The following is a 17,911-nucleotide window of genomic DNA, read 5'->3' as shown; positions in this document are numbered from 1 at the left end:
AATTTTAGGTGCGGATCTCTGTAATACAGGTATCCGCACTAGTTAAACTGGGTATTTTTAATTGATACTTCTACACAACGAGCCGGTATAGAGAATTACCGGATGTTAATCAAAGTTGGAGAAGTACCCTTGAAGTTAAATATTCGATTAATGGTAACTGTCGTGTTATCAGTAGCATTTTTAGTCCTGTTATTGTCAGGCATCTTATTATACAGCACCCAATATAGTTACTTTATAGCGTCGTTGCATGTGTGGGCGTCTATCTTAGTTATTATTGGAGTGGTATGGCATTTCAAAAACAATTGGCAAGCTTATAAACGTCACTTGAGTTTCAAACTAGGCAAGGTGGTTTTTGTTTTGGTGTTACTTGGTGTCGTGCCCGTGTCTTACGGCATTATTGTTGATCTAGTGCCTTTTGTGAGTGTGATTAAATTTGGTGAGAACCTACGTTCAGCTGGTTCGGTTAGAGAAGGAGACTTTTCTTTGGTTGATTTGTCTGGAGGTCAGCAAGAGGGCTTGTCGATTTTTGTAAAAGCTGGACAGCATTATCAATCTGAGCCACAGCCACTATTTTTAGGTTTTAGTTATACCACAATCCCGCAAATGGCTATCTGGCTTGAAGACTTACAGGGTAACTTTATTAAAACCTTATACGTGACTAATAAATTGTCCAACTCTAGCTTCATACCTAAGCCTGGCGAACCTGATGTTATTCGTAGACCAGAAGCTCTACCTTATTGGGGACATCGTAACGCCGAGCCTTCTATTGACGGCTTGTTTGTGCCTGAAGTGGGTTCGACTAAATACGATGGATTAACTGCAGCCACACCTAAAAGTGATCATTTATTATTATTGGGTAAACAAAAATCAGCGCAGTATCGTGTGATGATGGAAATTAATCGTACTTATGATTTTAACGAGTATTATTCGAAGGACAAATTTCCTGAAGATCCAATTTATAGTGGCAGCGGTTCGTCTGGCCAACCCTCGCTAATTTATTCTGCTGAAATTGATACCAGTGTTCGAGGTGAGGTGTTATTTCGTCTCAGCGGTCATGGCCATCACTCGGGACAAGATGGCGTGTTATACACCGACCTAAACAACATCAGTACTGCTAAAAAGATTATTGATTTTGCGGTAGTACAACAGCATTAGATTAAACTTTGTTGGCACTTATTATTGTCAGTTTCAAGGTTTGTATTATCTCGGCCCGAATGCGATTTCGGTCCGAGATAAATTTAATCGAGTTTAAGTCCGTACCTAATTTTTGAAAAAGTTTTTATCGATTAACCAGTCAGACAATCTATTAGGCCAAGTTTGAATACTTTTAAATTGGGAGCGATTACCCATATTAAAACCATGATCTCCAGCATCAAAAAAGTGTGCTTCAACTGATGCGCCAGCTTCTCTGTATGCTTTGAGTAATTTGAAAATGGATTCCGAACAACAACTGTCTTTATTCGATGCTAGCAGAAACACAGGGGGAGCATTGGCACTGACTTGTTCCGGGATACCTATTGGTCCAGGATAGATTTGAATATGAAAACTTACATTAGCATTAAATGTTTCGATCGGATCACTAGAGTGAATATTGGCTGGTGGTGCATGATAAGCCACGGCGTTGACCACTTCTCCGCCAGCGGAGAAACCCATTAGGCCAATGCGTGATGGGTCAATAGCAAAACGTTTTGCATTAGCGCGTAATAGCCGTAATGAACGAATGGCGTCTTGTTTGGGGTGTTCTATGGTGTATGGGGAGTTAGGCTCTCTGAACAAGCGATATTTGACCACTGCTGCTGTGATCCCAAATTGATTAAGAAACTTGGCCGCTTTAGTTCCTTCTTCATCAAAGACTAACTGTCTATGTCCACCACCCGGAAAAATGAGTACTGCTGCACCATTTGACTCGTCTGCTTGGAAAACCGAGATAGAGGGGTTGTGTACACTCTTTACCCACCAATCTTTGGCTTGTTCAGGTATGTTTTTATGTTCTTCAGAACCTGGGGCGCCATTTTCCCAAAGAGGCAAAATAATGGGTTGCTGTGAGCTTTCAACTTGGGCACAAAATGCAGCTGAAATAACAAAAAACAATGTCAGTAAAATTGAATTTTTCATATTAATAAAACCATTTATTTTGGAGCAGTTGATAAATTAAGTTAACCAGAACTCTGGATAAGTTATGACAATTTATTTTTAAAATCTTCATAGGTGAATTCTCGAATCAATTCAAAACTTCCGTCTTTGCGTAATATGCCAATCGAAGGATGTTCCACCCCATTAAAAAAGGTGGTTTTAACCATAGTGTAGTGGATCATATCTTCGAAAATAATTCTCTCACCCACTTGTAGTTCATGATCAAAACTATATAAATCTATGGCATCTCCGGTTAAACAAGAGTTTCCGCCAAATCTATAGGTGTGCTCTTTTTCGCCGGCTTCACCTGCTCCTCGCACGTCAGGGCGATAGGGCATTTCCAACACATCTGGCATATGTGCAGTAGCAGACATATCAACTATGGCAATTTTGTCTTTATTTTCGACAATATCGACTACTTCACAAACAAGCGGTCCAGTTTGCCAAGCTACGGCTGAGCCTGGCTCCAATATGACGTTAAGGTGAGGGTAACGATCTTTAAATGCTTTTAATGTGCTTATTAAGTGGTCTAAGTCGTAGCCTTTTTTTGTCATTAAATGACCACCACCAAAATTGATCCACTTGAGTTGGCCAAAATACTGACTGAATTTTTCTTCTACCGCGAGTATGGTGCGTTCGGTGGCATAAGAATCACATTCGCATAGATTATGAATATGAAAACCTTCAATACCGCTTATATCAGCTTTAGCCAAATCTTTCGCTAAAACCCCGAATCGCGAACCTGGCGCACTAGGATCATATAGCTCAGTTTCCGTTTCTCTATGTTCGATGTTAAGTCGAATTCCTGGTGAAACCTCGGATTGTAGAATTTGTGGTTTATACCGTTGCCATTGAGTCAAACTATTAAATGAAATATGGTCAACCAAGTCGACTAATTGCTCTATGTCCGTTGACTTATAGGCAGGTGAAAAAGCGTGAACTTGTTTGCCAATGGTTTCTTTTCCTAAGCGCGCTTCCCAAACAGCACTGGCCGTAGAGCCTTGTAAGTACTTGCCAACTAAGTCAAACGTAGACCACATTGCAAATCCTTTGAGCGCAAGGATTATCTCGACACCCGATTCATCTTGAACTCGTTGCATTAATTGTAAATTGGCTTCGAGTTTCGCTTCTTCACATACATAACAAGGTGAAGGGATGGCCGGATTAAGCATAGGATCTTTCATTAAATAGGGGCTTTCATGGCTATATGAATTGGCAGTTAGCATAACTTTGCCAATTCATTAATTAAAGTTAAAAAGGCTATGCGGGTAAACAAAGCCTTTAGTGATGTTAGATAAAGTTAGGTAACGTTAAGATAAGATCGGATAATTACTGGTTAAATATTTTTTTTGAAGGGAGAGTCACATTCGATAACATGCCACGGTAAGCCGTGAATATTTAACATTTCCATAAACGGATCAGGATCGAACTGCTCCATATTCCATACGCCAGCTTTTTTCCACGTGCCATTTAACATTAAACTCGCACCAATCATGGCTGGAACACCTGTAGTGTACGACACAGCTTGCGCACCCACTTCCTCATGACAAACGGCATGGTCACAGTTGTTATAAATGAAGATAGTTTTTTCTACACCGTCTTTTAAACCCGTAATGTAGGTACCAATACAGGTTTTGCCTGTGTAACCGTCGGCTAATGAGCCTGGATCAGGCAGCACTGCCTTCAAGAATTCTAGAGGGACAATTTGTTGTCCTTGGAAATCAATTGGCGCAATACTTGTCATGCCTATGCCTTCTAACACTTTCAAGTGGGTTAGATAAGCGTCACCAAATGTCATCCAAAACCGGGCTCGTTTAATTGTGGGGAAGTGTTTAACCAGAGACTCTAATTCTTCGTGGTACATCAAATAAGAAGCTCTGACACCTATATTTTGATAATCCAGATCTTCTCGTACACTTAATGGTTCGGTTTCAAGCCACTCGCCATCTTGATAAAAACGACCGCGTTGGGTGATCTCTCGTATGTTAATTTCTGGATTAAAGTTTGTAGCAAAAGCTTGGCCGTGATCACCTCCATTACAATCGACTATGTCAAGATAATGAATTTCGTCAAAATAGTGTTTCGCCGCATATGCGGTATATACATTGGTAACACCGGGATCAAAACCGCTACCTAACAAGGCCATTAGCCCCGCTTTTTGAAATTTTTCTTGATAAGCCCACTGCCAAGAATACTCGAATTTTGCCACGTCTTTGGGTTCATAGTTGGCAGTGTCTAAGTAATGTACACCTGTTTCTAAACAGGCATCCATGATCGCTAAATCTTGGTATGGTAAAGCTAGGTTCACCACTAAGTCCGGCTTGACTTGATTAATTACAGCTACCACTTCACTAGCGTGATCAGCATCGACTGCAAAAACACCTTTTACACGATCAGCGCCCACTTCTTGTTGTAAAGCTTCACATTTAGATACTGTGCGGCTGGCCAAATAAATTTCATCAAATAACTCGGGTAAACGAGCACATTTTTTTATGGTCACAGCAGCAACACCGCCCGCACCAATAATCAAAACACGAGACATAAAACAATCCTTCTAAAAAATGGGATATAAATAAAACAGCTGCATGCTATCAGTATTTATTTCATGTGAAAATAAGAAAAAAAATAATGTTTATCGAGTCATTTTTTTAACAAATACCACTACAAACAAAGCTATGGTAAAACTACCAGTAAATGCTTCTAGAGCTGCGATAGCTCTAGATATGCCAACAGGTGTGAAATCACCGTATCCAAGAGTAGTAAAGGTAACAACTGAATAATACAGACAGGATAAAAATAACTGCAGGCTTTCACTGAGAGAGGCGTTAGGATCAAATTTTTGAATTTCACCTGCGTAACTTAATCCTGTCAATGTGTATAAAAAAGCACACAAAATGATCATACAAATTGAAATAGCCACAATTCTAATAGGCGCTTCTCCATATCCGCAAAATAGATCCACTATTTTTGAACTGATACGTTTAGCGCTGTATTTAGGCATTTGAAACCGACGCATAGTCAGCTCTTTTTGAATAAAACGTCCAGACATAGTAAATATGCCTTCATGTTCTGAATGTTTTCGTAAGTCGCGATATATCTCTTCAGCTTGTTCAAATAGATTTAACGATTCTTGAAGCTGTTTACTTTTATTGGCTTGATGCGCTTCGACTTCTTGACGAATTCGTTTACCAATTTTAATGTTTTCTATCTTACTGTCTGCCCACCTTACGCCTAACAAATTAACATGATGCAGAGTGGCGCAATTCAGGTTGGCATTGCGTAAATCAGCTTTCATCAAACTTGCATTGGTTAAATCAATATTGAATAGGTGCGCACCATTTAGGTTGGCTTTGTAAAAATCACTTTCAGAAAAGTCATATCCCATTTTTTGGTGGTGGTTGACTAAGTCAATATTAGCTAGGTCAGCTTGTTTAAGACATAAACCCTGCAACATCCCACCGTTTTTAGCATATTGTTCTAATCGAAGTTTTACATCAGAGCCCGTTTTGTCGCAGTCTTTATCATGCCAAAAACATAAACCAGACTGCCCAGCAGGCTCGGTACATTGTTGATTTTTTGAATTGCAGTATTGGCATTTTGGCTGTTCTTCAATCATATCGGAAGTATAGATAGTGACTGAAAATTTGCTATTTCTTGAATTGATTTTTTGTCGGATTACTTACCTTGCTCCTTGTAAACCTCCAGTATGTAAGGCCAAAATACGACTTCCTTTTGGAAAATAATTTTGCTGTAGTAACTTATCTAAGGCAAAGAATAACTTACCGCTATAGATAGGCTCTATTTCAATTTGATGTTGTTGTTTGAAATTTTGGCAAAATTCAATGAGCTCAACGGTTGTTTTTGCGTACCCTCCAAAATGGAAATCGTGAATGATTTGCCAATTTGAATTATTACAATTCTGTGGGAGTAGCTGAGTTACAAGTTCTTCTAAGTACCCTTGCCCCTTGAGCGCTGCAACGCCTAAAATTTTGGGTGGATTATTTATTGGCCGTGATTCAACAGCGTTTATTAAACCCGCCAACGTGCCACCACTCGCCACTGGAGCAATAATGTAATCGTACTCTTGATGTAACTCATTAATAATTTCAGCCACACCTTGCAGGGCAAATTGGCTGGAGCCACCTTCAGGCACAATGAGTGCGTCTGGAAACTGCGTTTTTAATTCGGCAAGGTAACTAGTGTTTCGTTTTTGGTAGGTGATCTTGTTCACATAACAAATATTTGTATTCCATGAAGTTAAGTCTTGTAGCATCGGACTTGGGTTACGTGAATAGTCTCCGCGTACAACTGCTGTAAACTTCATATTAAGTTGCTGACAACAATAACCCAATGCGTGTAAATGGTTAGAGAATCCTCCTCCAAAACTTATTATGTGAGTCGTGTTTCTTTCTAAAGCTTCAAGCAGCTGATACTTTATTTTTCGCCATTTATTGCCCGAAATAATAGGATGTATTGTGTCATCCCGTTTTATGGACAGTTTAATATCTTGCGGAAAATGGCTATTAAGTTGAATTGTTTGCTCAACAGAAGGGAGCTTGATATTCAGCAAGGATTGTATATTTGATTTCAACTTACCTCCTAACAAAATTGAGTATGGGTTAAATTTAATTGATATTTTACAATAATCTGTTTGGTACCATACCGAAAAGTTGCATATTAAATCTTTGGTATAACAACAGTGTGGTATATTATATTTACCCTTTCGTTCGAGGTGCTTATGACATTAATTAGAATATCCATGCTTATGCTGAGCCTTTTATTTATACAAGGTTGCACTGTTTTAGGTTTGGCTACGGATCTCACTTTAATTACTGCACTTGAACGAGATAGGTGTAAAGGCAGTAATAATAGAGCCAAGTGCAAAGCGGAAGTCGCCCCAGTACTAGGCGATTTAGTTTTTACAGAATTGGGGCTCGAACAAGACATTAAGGTGGTTAAAAAAGTTATTGGTAGTATTCAAGAGCGAAAGCATGAAAGATTGGTTGAGCCTAAGGCGACGATAGTGCCTGCACCAGAAAAACCTAAAGTGGTCGCGTGTAAAAAAGTGATTGATGGTCAACAACAATGTTTTTCCGCTGAATATTACGAAAATATGTACATCAAAGGATGATAGTGAGCTGAGTTAATTACCGCATAAATAATCCCAACTCAGGGGAATTAGTCAGCTAGCGGTTATGACATGGCAGTGTGTTTTTCTAATACTGCATGCAGCGCTTCGATTTCTATGGGTTTAGTTAAATAATCATTCATGCCACTTTTTATACACTTCTCTTTATCACCTTTCATCGAGTTAGCCGTTAAAGCAATGACAGGAATTTTTGCTGTGAGTGAGTCAAGCTGGCGAATTTTTTGAGTGGCTTGATAACCGTCCATATTTGGCATCTGACAATCCATTAGTATTAAATCGTAGTAGCGATTTAAATCCGATTCGGTGGATAGTTTTTCTAAAGCTAGCAGGCCATCACTTGCTATGTCATGTTTAATACCTCGAAGATTAAGCATTTCACTGACAACCATTTGGTTTATTTCATTATCTTCTACCACTAGCACTCTAATTTTGCTCAGATCTGAATTTGTGTTCAGGCTAATTGGGTCATCTGCTTTTAATAAGGCGCCTTTTTGAATTTCGATATCAATTTCAACAGTAAACGTACTTCCTTCACCTTCTTTACTTTGAACTGATATTTCTCCTTTCATTAATTTTGCAAGACTTTGACTGATAGAAAGTCCTAAACCTGTTCCACCAAATTTACGTGTAGTCGATACGTCGGCTTGTCTAAAAGGTAAAAATAGAAATTGTATTTGTTTTTCTGTCATGCCAATACCGCTATCTGCAATATCAACTTTTAATACCGTTCTGTGTTTACTTAGACGTTGAATAGAGCTTGATATTTGAACTTGTCCTTTTGAAGTAAACTTAATGGCATTACTAATTAAGTTTGTATAAATCTGTCTAATCCTTGTCTGATCCGCTAATACAACTATGTCTTCCGTCTTTGAAAAGTCAGAGGTGAGTTGGATAGACTTGTTTTGCGCGGCAATATTGTAAACATCTACACATTTAGTTAATAACTGATTTATTTCAAAAGGTGTACTTTCTAATTCAACTTGATTTGAATCAATTTTTGCGAAATCTAATACATCGTTGATTTGAGCAAGTAACGAATCCGCACTATCTTGAGCCAAGCTGACAAAGTGCTGCTGCTTTTCGTTGAGTCCAGTTTTATCCATGACTTGTAATGAGCCAATGACACCATTAATCGGGGTACGAATTTCATGGCTCATGTTGGCTAAAAAAGTACTCCGCGCTTCTAAAGCCGAGGTTAATTCTAAATGCCTTTTTTCTAATTGCTCACGGTAAAAAACCTGTTTTGTAATATCTTGAAATGCACCGAATAAACGAACACATTGACCATTTTCAAATTCAGCTTTTCCTTGGGCGGCAACCCATTTCACATTGCCTTTATCAGTAATGATTTCAAATTCATCTGAGAAATCTAGGCCATCTATCATCGCCTTATTAACGATTTTTTGAATTCTATCTCTATTGTCGCCGGGTTTATAAAAGTTTATTGCTGTTTCTAAATTTGGCAAATAATCATCGTCTACCTCGTGAATTAAACGAGTGCTTTCTGACCAATGTAATCTTTGTTTCACTAAATCCATTTCCCATGCACCAACACCCGCTAATTTACCTATTTCGTTTAGAATGTTTTGCTGATGTAACATCCTCTTTTCTTGAGCTTTCAACTGAGATATATGTTTGTTTCTGGCAATTTCGTTGCCCACCCAGTGGGATAATAAGTCAATAAACTCTAGGTCAGTTTGGCTAAATGGGGTTTCTTTGGGTTCGCTAGATGAAAAATTTAAAGTGCCATATTTTTGGCCTTCAACTAATAAGGGGGCTCCGATATAGCTCTCTAAACCGAAATCTAAATAACAAGGGTGCTGGGCTATGTGGCTTTTCCCAGCATGATGAAAGGAAGTGGGTTGTTTGGCTTTTAAAGTATGAATACAGTACGTGCTATTGACAGAAAATGTACTGTTAGGTTCGATTACGTTGTCAGGAGAAATGGCATATCGAATGGTATAGGTATCATCTTGTATTTCGCTAATTATGCCTATTTGTAAATCAAAATATTCAGCGCCTAAATTAAGCAACTGAGATATTTTTTGCTCAAAGGAAAGAGCATTGTCAGATGTGATTTTATACAGAATATTTAAATGCAGCATAATAACCTTGGCGTCAAAAATGAGAGAAGCTTTGTTACCCTAACGTTTATAACTGCATTTTTCCAAATAAATTGTCAGTTAAATTTCAAGTTGAAAGACTTAAAACCTAAGATAATGTAAGACTGTTAAATTAACATCTCAACCAGGTACGATTACCTATATGCCTTTGAGTGCTATTACAAAAGATCTGAAAGTCTTATATGTATTCGATTAAAACCGCGCTGCAATCGGTATATCAAATAACAAAACATCTGCACTTGTTGGTTGACATCTTTAGCGCTATGCGGCAAATTGCGCACATGAAAATAAATTTATCTCGCATCACCAGCACGATTATTATCACCATGGAAATGGTGACCGCTGGCTAGTGCATACGCATAACACACTAAAAGCCCGCAACCTAAGCGGGCTTTTTTGTTATTTGCGGTATGAAAAGCGATATAAAAAATATGATAAAACATGAAGTTTGAGGAGCAATAAAATGAAGGTGTTGAAGTTTGGCGGGTCATCTCTCGCTGATGCAGAACGTTATTTGAGAGTAAAAGATATTACTATGGCATGTCACACAGATACGGGTGCTGCGATTGTATTATCTGCTCCAAAGGGCGTAACCAATGCCTTGTCTTTATTGTGTGAAGAAGCCGCTACTGGCAAAGATTATGGTGAGTTGTTTGCTAAGTTAAACATGGTGTTATTTGGTATCTTGGATGATCTTCAAACCAACTTACCTGGGTTTCAACAAAAAGGTTTAGCGGAGTTTATTCAAACGACATTAACTGAGTTAAACCAACATCTTGAAGGGTTTGCATTATTACGTTGTGCGCCTGAGCAGGTTGTGGCAAAAATATTAAGTATTGGTGAATATGTGAGCGTCAATATATTCAGCCAAATTTTGACTACCCTAGGACAAGATAATCGTATCATTGACCCAGTCGATCATATCATTGCCGAAGGTGAATACTTAGACAGTATTTGTGATGTTTCTTCTAGTAAAGCCCGCTTTGAAGATGTGGATAGTTCTGGGAAACAAGTGTTAATCATGCCTGGTTTTGTAGCGATTAATGAAGCCGGTGAAAAAGTCACATTAGGACGTAATGGTTCAGATTACTCCGCGGCAATATTAGCTGCCTGTATCGATGCAGAATGCTGTGAGATATGGACAGACGTAGATGGCGTGTATAACGCAGATCCAAATCAAGTAGAAGGCGCAGTGTTACTAGATAAGTTAACTTATCAAGAAGCCATGGAGTTGTCTTACTTTGGCGCGAAAGTTTTACATCCCAAAACAATCGGTCCAATTGCCCAACACCATATCCCATGTTTAATTCGTAACACATTAAACCCAGCGGCACCTGGAACGTTAATCAGTAACGAAGCCAGTACTAAGTGGACAAGTGTTAAAGGTATTTCTCATCTTGATGATATGACTATGTTTAACGTTGCAGGCCCTGGTATGAAAGGCATGGTAGGCATGGCAAGTCGTGTATTTGAAGTGATGTCGAATGCCAATATCTCTATCAGTTTGATTACTCAATCATCTTCTGAATACAGCATTAGTTTTTGTATTCACAGTAAAGACGCTAGCCGCGCTCAAGACTTACTAGAAGATTCGTTTGCCTTAGAGTTAAGTAACCAATTGCTTGAGCCTATCGAAGTGCGCCATGACCTAGCTATAGTAACGTTAGTAGGAGATGGCATGCGTCATTCTAAAGGTTTAGCGGCTAAGTTCTTTAATGCCCTATCTCAGGCTAGAGTAAATAACGTAGCTATTGCTCAAGGTTCATCGGAACGTTCTATTTCAACTGTTATAGAAGCCAATAAAGCGAAAAAAGCAGTGAAGGTGATCCATCAGAACTTTTTCTCAACTTTGCATTCAATTGATGCGTTTTTAGTGGGATGTGGCACGGTTGGTAAAGAATTTTTAGGTCAAGTGGCTCGTCAACAGGCGACGTTATTAGAACGAAATATTAAGTTAAACGTTTACGGTATCGCTAACAGCAAAAAGGTTCTCCTTGATGCAAACGGTGTTGATTTATCAAGTGATTGGAATGCCGCCTTACAGTCGAGCGAGCAAGGTTTAGACATTGATGTACTGCAAGAATTTGTACATGCAAATAGTTTGGTGAATCCAGTATTGATTGATTGTACTAGCAGTTCAGCGATTGCCGATCAATATCCGGCAATGATGGAAAACGGTTTTCATGTGGTCACGCCAAATAAAAAGGCCAACACCGCCAGCAACGAGTTTTATCAGTTATTGCGCGACACAGTTCAAAAAACCAATCGTCAATTTTTATATGAAACAACTGTGGGTGCTGGTTTGCCGGTTATAGAAAACTTACAGAAGTTATTCTATGCAGGTGATGAACTTGTAAAATTTGAAGGGATATTGTCAGGTTCTTTATCTTTTGTATTTGGTAAATTAGATGAAGGTTTAAGTTTATCTGAAGCCACTAACATTGCTAAACAAAATGGATTTACAGAGCCTGACCCACGTGATGATTTAAGTGGTATGGATGTGGCTCGTAAATTATTAATCATGGCTCGTGAAGCGGGTTTGACCTTAGAGTTAGATGACATTCAAATCGAATCTGTGCTACCCGAAACTTTTGATGCGAGTGGTTCGATTGAAGAGTTTATGGCTAATTTACCTAAACTCGATGCTGAAGTGGCACAAAGAGTTGAAGCGGCTAAACAAGAAGGAAAAGTGCTTCGTTATGTGGGCTCAATCAACGAAGGCAAGTGTGTGGTTAACATTCAGGCAGTGAATGAAGCACATCCTTTATACATGGTAAAAGATGGTGAGAATGCCTTAGCAATACACAGCAATTATTACCAACCTATTCCATATGTAATACGTGGTTATGGTGCGGGCGCTGCAGTGACCGCTGCCGGTGTTTTTGCTGACGTAATGCGCACCATGCCATGGAAGCAGTCTTAGTCATGTTAAAATCAACGTCAGAATCAAACATGCAAAATAAAACACTTACTGCTTATGCTCCGGCCTCCATTGGTAACGTGAGTTTAGGTTTTGATTTATTAGGTGCAGCGCTAAAACCAATTGACGGTAGTTTGTTAGGTGATGAAGTTGACATCGTAATAGCAGATGATTTTAGTCTAGAAGTCAAAGGCCGTTTTGCCGATAAATTACCACCTGATCCAGATAGCAATATCGTCACGCGCTGTTACCAACATTTTATTAAAGTGTTAGAGCAACAAGGTTATGCGCCTGCAGACATTCCAGCTTTGAAAATGACTTTACATAAACACTTGCCGATCGGTAGTGGATTAGGATCGAGCGCTAGTTCAATTGTGGCTGCGTTGCATGGCTTAAACCAATTTTTCAGTGCACATTTTAACAAAACGCCCTTCACAGATAATGAACTTCTATTAGTCATGGGAGAGCTTGAAGGGCAAATAAGTGGCAGCGTACATTATGATAATGTCGCGCCTTGTTTTGTTGGCGGTCTGACCTTAATGGCAGAATACAAAGAGCAGGTTGCTTTGCAGTTACCTGTTTTTAAAAATTGGTACTGGGTGTCTTGTTACTCTGGGATTAGTGTTTCTACCGCTGCGGCTCGCGAAATATTGCCCAAACAAGTATCTATGCCTGATACAATTCAGTTTGGACGTCAATTAGCGGTATTTACCGATGCCTTGTATCGTCAAGATGAAGAGTTGGCAGCAGCTATGATGAAAGACGTGATTGCAGAACCTTATCGTAAATCACTGTTGCCAAAGTTTGATGAATCTCGCGCTTTTGCAGAGCAAAATCGCGCACTAGCTTTTGGTATTTCTGGCTCAGGTCCAACTGTATTTGCTGTTTGTGATGACTTGCAAAAAGCCCAAACAATTAATCAATGGTTAACTGATAATTATATTCAGAATGACACAGGTTTTAGTCATGTCTGTCAGTTAGACCAAAACGGTGCGGTAACGCGCCAGTCATAAGGTTGTGTTGAACGTAATATCAACATAATGATTTAACACAGGTTAATCGTGTTAAAAATAGAAATGAAAAGGTAAAGAATTTGGAACTCGTAAATTTAAAAGACGCCTCTGAAGTGGTTTCATTCTCACAGGCTGTGAAGCAAGGTTTAGGTAAAAAACAAGGATTGTTTTTCCCTACTAAGCTCCCTAAGTTTGAAGATATAGATAGCTTGCTTGCTATGCCATTTGTCGAGCGTAGTGTGGAAATTCTTAGTACGTTGATTGGTGACGAATTATCTCGTGACAGAATAGCGGGCATTGTAGAACGGGCTTTTGCCTTCGAAGCGCCAATCGAAAAAGTCACAGATAACGTGTATTGCCTAGAGTTATTCCACGGTCCTACTTTAGCGTTTAAAGACTTTGGTGGTCGTTTTATGGCCCAGTGTTTAACTGAAATATCTGATGGCCAACCTATTACTATTTTAACCGCGACTTCAGGTGATACTGGCGCGGCGGTTGCACACGCCTTCCACGGAATTGAAAACATCAATGTGGTGATTTTGTTCCCGAAAGGCAAAATTAGTCAGCTTCAAGAGAAATTATTCACAACCTTAGGTGACAATATTCATACTGTTGCAATAGATGGCGATTTTGATGCCTGCCAACAGTTAGTGAAAACTGCGTTTGATGATGTGGATGTACGTGAAGGGTTGCACCTAAACTCAGCTAACTCTATTAATATCAGTCGTTTGGCAGCGCAAGTATGTTATTACTTTGAAGCAGTGTCTCAGCTATCTAAAGAACAACGTGAAGATTTAGTTATCTCGGTACCAAGTGGAAACTTTGGTAACTTAACAGCGGGATTAATCGGTAAAGTGATGGGGCTACCCGTTAAACACTTTATCGCTGGTACTAACATGAACGACACCGTTCCTCGTTATTTAAAAACCGGTGAATGGCAGCCAAATGATACAGTTGCTACTTTGTCGAATGCGATGGATGTGAGTAATCCGAATAACTGGCCACGTATCGAAGCCATAATCGAACAAGGTTACGTAGACAAATCTGTTATCTCAGGTGATAAGGTTGATGAGGAATACACCCAAGTAGCCATGCGTCAATTGGCTCAGCTGGGTTATATTAGTGAACCTCATGCAGCTATTGCTTATAAAGCGTTAGTTAGAAAACTGGAAGAAGGCCAAACAGGTCTGTTCTTGGGAACGGCCCATCCAGCTAAGTTTAGAGAAACAGTGGAGAATGTTTTAGGTCAACCTATTAGTTTACCTCAGCCACTAGCTGATTGTGCTGGTAAAGAAGGCTTAGACGTTGAGCTACCTAATGACTACCAAGCGTTAAAAGCGCATATGTTTTCACTATTAGGTTAAACCTTACTAAGTGAATACTTGGTCTGATTTATTGGCTGCTGAAAAACAGCAGTCTTATTTTCAACAGCTTATGAGCTTTGTTGAGAAAGAAAAATCTGCGGGTAAAGTGATTTATCCAGCTCAAGAGCATATTTTTAACGCATTTGCCTTAACTGAGCTCGCCAAAGTTAAAGTGGTGATTTTAGGGCAAGACCCATACCACGGACCCAATCAGGCCCATGGTTTATGTTTTTCGGTATTACCTGGCATTAAGCCTCCTCCCTCTCTAGCTAATATTTACAAAGAGCTCGCAACAGATATCACTGACTTCGAGATACCTGAACACGGCTTTTTACAAAGCTGGGCAGAACAAGGTGTGCTGTTACTCAATACCGTTTTAACTGTCGAACAAGGTCAAGCCCACTCTCATGCAAAAATAGGCTGGGAACAATTCACAGGGCATGTGATTAATGTATTAAATAATCAATGTGACGATTTGGTGTTTATCCTTTGGGGCAGCCATGCACAAAAAAAAGGAGCGAGCATCGACGCTAAAAAACATCACATATTGGCTGGTCCGCATCCTTCTCCTTTATCTGCTTATCGTGGCTTTTTTGGCTGCAAACATTTCTCAAAGACTAACCAAATTTTAAATAGCTTAGGTAAAACCTCGATTAATTGGCAGGTTTGATTTCACAAAATTAACACCTACTAGGCGTAATTTAGATAAATAACGTTGAAACAAATACTTAGCTGTGTTTTTCTTACCTTAGTGTTTACAAAATATTAATAAAAGGCTAGATACATGAGAGCGCTATTTGTAAGAGTAATTACTATTACTTGGCTGGTTATTTTGGGTATTAGCTTAAGTTGGCCTGGAATATTTTGGCTTACCCTAATCGTTCTGCCACTTACCATTGTTGGTTTTTACGACATGTATCAAACCAAACATGCTCTATGGCGCACGTTTCCTTTAGTTGGCCGGGGACGTTGGGTAATGGAGTTTCTTCGTCCTTTTGTTCGTCAGTATTTTTTTGAATCGGAAACCGACGGTGTACCAATCAATCGCATGTTTCGTTCGGTCATTTACCAAAGAGCCAAAGGGCAACGAGATACTATTCCCTATGGCACTAAAGTCGATACTCAACGAGTAGGTTATGAATGGATTGGGCATTCCATGGCCGCTATTCATTTAGATGAAAATGCCCTTGAGCCGAAAGTAAGAATTGGCGGTGCCGCTTGTACACTTCCTTATTCTGCAAGTTTCTTCAATATTTCGGCGATGAGCTTTGGATCATTAAGCGCCAACGCTATCTTAGCTTTAAATAAGGGAGCCAAATTAGGCGGTTTTTACCATAACACAGGGGAAGGCAGCGTCAGCCCATATCACCTCAAACATGGTGGTGATTTAGTTTGGCAAATAGGTACAGGCTATTTCGGTTGCCGAGATGAAAAAGGTAAATTTAGTCCAGAACGTTTCGCGGACACTGCCACCAAAGACAATATTAAAATGGTTGAGATAAAACTATCTCAAGGTGCAAAACCTGGCCACGGAGGGATTTTACCCGCAGATAAAAATACCATTGAAATAGCTCAAATCAGACATGTTGAACCGGGTACCAGAGTTGACTCACCACCGGCCCACAGTGCTTTTAAAACACCGCTAGAAATGATGGCTTTTATTCAGCAGTTACGCAGTTTGTCGGGTGGAAAGCCGGTTGGTTTTAAATTAGCGGTGGGCAGAAAAAGTGAGTTTATTGCGCTATGTAAAGCAATGGTTGAAACCGACATCAGGCCAGACTTTATAACAGTAGACGGCGGAGAAGGCGGCACTGGAGCTGCACCATTAGAATATTCTAACTCTGTGGGAATGCCTTTACGCGAAGCTATTGTGTTTATTAGTGACGTTTTAACCGGCTTTAATTTGCGTAAAGACATCAAAATTATCGCTAGTGGTAAAGCTTTCACTGGTTTTGACATAGTGAGGAACCTATCACTAGGAGCTGACTTATGTAACAGTGCCAGAGGCATGATGATCGCCTTAGGCTGTGTCCAATCTTTGGTGTGTAATAACAATGAATGTCCCACTGGGATTGCCACGCAAGACCCAATCTTAACAGCTGGTTTAGTGGTAAATGATAAGGCCACACGCATTGCGCGATATCAAAAAGAAACGGTTCGCGCCACAATGGATCTTATTGCTTCTGCGGGGTTGCGTGACCCGAGTCAAATTACTCGATCTCATATATACCGTAGAGTGAGTGAAACTGAAATTAAACGACTTGATCAAATTTATGTGGGTTTAGTTGAAGGCAGTCTATTAACAGGTGAATATCCAGAAAGGTTTGCCCATGAAATGACAGAGTCTTCTGCTAAATGTTTTATGCCCAGTAGTTTTGTAGTGGAATGTTATAGCGGGTTGGAAGAAGTTAAATAACCTGAATACTGGATAAGCCGAACCTCTCGATAACGCTCTTTTTGTGCCTATAGGCGTTGGATTGTCTAGCAATAACACGTTATTACGTACGACAATCCGCCTTGCTAGACACGAAAAATTACGTCACCGAGTAGAATTTAGCTGAGGTAACTTGGTCTGGTGTCACTAAGCTATTGAATTATAGTGTTAAATTCAAATTGGTCGATACTTCTTATCCAGTACTCAGGTTAAATAACCCGAACTCTGACTAAGAAGTATCGCTATTTGAACCTGAAAGGGTTCTTAAACACTTTTAGTACTATGTATACATACAAAAAAGCCCTAATTTAATAGGGCTTTTTTTAATTTTAAAATTTGTTAAATAAACTCTAGTTCGTCTTCTGGTGACATGCCTAATTCACGTAATTCTTGTTTAAGTCTATATCGATCATGAATGGCTTCAATTTCTCGCCATTTTCGTTTACTAGATTTTGACTTGGAATTACGGCTTTCTGAATTTACTGATGAGGATAAATCTGACTTATTCATAACAAACTCCATTATTATTTTTTAGCGCAGCTATAACTACATACTTGTAGCAACTCTAGACTAAAGTCTAAAGCTTGATTAAATATGTACCATATGAAGTTCAAAAATAGAACACTTATTTGAAGGTTTGATTAATAAAATGTGAATAAATTGTGAAATAAGCATAAAGCTCTGTTTTTTGTATAAAAAAAGAGCGACTTAATAGCCGCTCTTTGGATTTTGTTTTGCAGAAATTTTGCTAAAAAATTAGCTATTTGCTGCTCTA

At 39.3% G+C, this 17,911-nt stretch carries 14 protein-coding genes; 7 read left to right on the top strand and 7 right to left on the bottom strand.

The annotated features are described in order from the left end of the window. Window positions 1-102: 102 nt before the first annotated feature. A complete protein-coding gene (locus ACSHXM_RS09880; RefSeq protein ID WP_435688596.1) occupies window positions 103-1,155 on the top strand; it encodes a hypothetical protein in 1,053 nt (350 codons plus the stop codon). Between the two features lie 105 nt (window positions 1,156-1,260). Here ACSHXM_RS09880 and ACSHXM_RS09875 read toward each other — a convergent pair whose 3' ends face one another. From ACSHXM_RS09875 to ACSHXM_RS09855, 5 genes are all read right to left on the bottom strand, one after another. Then, window positions 1,261-2,115 (bottom strand): alpha/beta hydrolase, encoded by an 855-nt coding sequence (locus ACSHXM_RS09875; protein WP_435688595.1) that lies wholly within the window; start codon window positions 2,113-2,115, stop codon window positions 1,261-1,263. 62 nt (window positions 2,116-2,177) lie between these two features. Beyond that, on the bottom strand, window positions 2,178-3,317 hold the full coding sequence (gene nspC, locus ACSHXM_RS09870; RefSeq protein WP_435688615.1) for a carboxynorspermidine decarboxylase: 1,140 nt from the start codon (window positions 3,315-3,317) through the stop codon (window positions 2,178-2,180). A gap of 152 nt (window positions 3,318-3,469) precedes the next feature. After that, window positions 3,470-4,675: a saccharopine dehydrogenase family protein gene (locus tag ACSHXM_RS09865; protein WP_435688594.1), complete on the bottom strand. Its 1,206-nt coding sequence runs from the start codon at window positions 4,673-4,675 to the stop codon at window positions 3,470-3,472. Between the two features lie 90 nt (window positions 4,676-4,765). Next, window positions 4,766-5,749, bottom strand: a complete 984-nt coding sequence (locus ACSHXM_RS09860; protein WP_435688593.1) for an ion channel — start codon at window positions 5,747-5,749, stop codon at window positions 4,766-4,768. A 63-nt stretch (window positions 5,750-5,812) separates the two neighbouring features. Next, on the bottom strand, window positions 5,813-6,724 hold the full coding sequence (locus ACSHXM_RS09855; RefSeq protein ID WP_435688592.1) for a 1-aminocyclopropane-1-carboxylate deaminase/D-cysteine desulfhydrase: 912 nt from the start codon (window positions 6,722-6,724) through the stop codon (window positions 5,813-5,815). A 147-nt stretch (window positions 6,725-6,871) separates the two neighbouring features. Here ACSHXM_RS09855 and ACSHXM_RS09850 point away from each other — a divergent pair, with 147 nt between their 5' ends. Next, window positions 6,872-7,264 carry a hypothetical protein gene (locus ACSHXM_RS09850; protein ID WP_435688591.1) on the top strand — a complete coding sequence of 131 codons (393 nt, stop codon included), beginning with the start codon at window positions 6,872-6,874 and terminating at the stop codon, window positions 7,262-7,264. Window positions 7,265-7,326: 62 nt separating this feature from the next. On the opposite strand, the gene ACSHXM_RS09845 is transcribed toward ACSHXM_RS09850, so the two are convergent. Continuing rightward, window positions 7,327-9,387: a response regulator gene (locus ACSHXM_RS09845; RefSeq protein ID WP_435688590.1), complete on the bottom strand. Its 2,061-nt coding sequence runs from the start codon at window positions 9,385-9,387 to the stop codon at window positions 7,327-7,329. Window positions 9,388-9,868: 481 nt separating this feature from the next. Here ACSHXM_RS09845 and thrA point away from each other — a divergent pair, with 481 nt between their 5' ends. The 5 genes from thrA (at window position 9,869) to ACSHXM_RS09820 (ending at window position 17,118) form a co-directional block, all read left to right on the top strand. Continuing rightward, entirely contained in the window at window positions 9,869-12,328 is a 2,460-nt protein-coding gene (gene thrA / locus ACSHXM_RS09840) for a bifunctional aspartate kinase/homoserine dehydrogenase I (RefSeq protein WP_435688589.1), read from the top strand. 2 nt (window positions 12,329-12,330) lie between these two features. Then, the gene (gene thrB, locus ACSHXM_RS09835) at window positions 12,331-13,338 is read left to right on the top strand and encodes a homoserine kinase (RefSeq protein ID WP_435688588.1); all 1,008 of its coding nucleotides are present in this window, start codon (window positions 12,331-12,333) and stop codon (window positions 13,336-13,338) included. Between the two features lie 80 nt (window positions 13,339-13,418). Beyond that, window positions 13,419-14,702, top strand: a complete 1,284-nt coding sequence (gene thrC, locus ACSHXM_RS09830; RefSeq protein ID WP_435688587.1) for a threonine synthase — start codon at window positions 13,419-13,421, stop codon at window positions 14,700-14,702. Between the two features lie 10 nt (window positions 14,703-14,712). Continuing rightward, entirely contained in the window at window positions 14,713-15,372 is a 660-nt protein-coding gene (gene ung / locus ACSHXM_RS09825) for a uracil-DNA glycosylase (protein WP_435688586.1), read from the top strand. A gap of 114 nt (window positions 15,373-15,486) precedes the next feature. After that, window positions 15,487-17,118, top strand: coding sequence for an FMN-binding glutamate synthase family protein (locus ACSHXM_RS09820; protein WP_435688585.1), 1,632 nt, complete (start codon window positions 15,487-15,489; stop codon window positions 17,116-17,118). 357 nt (window positions 17,119-17,475) lie between these two features. Here the strand turns inward: ACSHXM_RS09820 and ACSHXM_RS09815 are convergent, their stop codons facing one another. After that, the gene (locus tag ACSHXM_RS09815; protein ID WP_435688584.1) at window positions 17,476-17,646 is read right to left on the bottom strand and encodes a DUF3545 family protein; all 171 of its coding nucleotides are present in this window, start codon (window positions 17,644-17,646) and stop codon (window positions 17,476-17,478) included. Window positions 17,647-17,911: the final 265 nt, after the last annotated feature.

This window comes from Paraglaciecola sp. (genome assembly GCF_051252315.1).
Taxonomy (GTDB): domain Bacteria; phylum Pseudomonadota; class Gammaproteobacteria; order Enterobacterales; family Alteromonadaceae; genus Paraglaciecola.
This window is presented reverse-complemented; position numbering and strand designations above follow the sequence as displayed.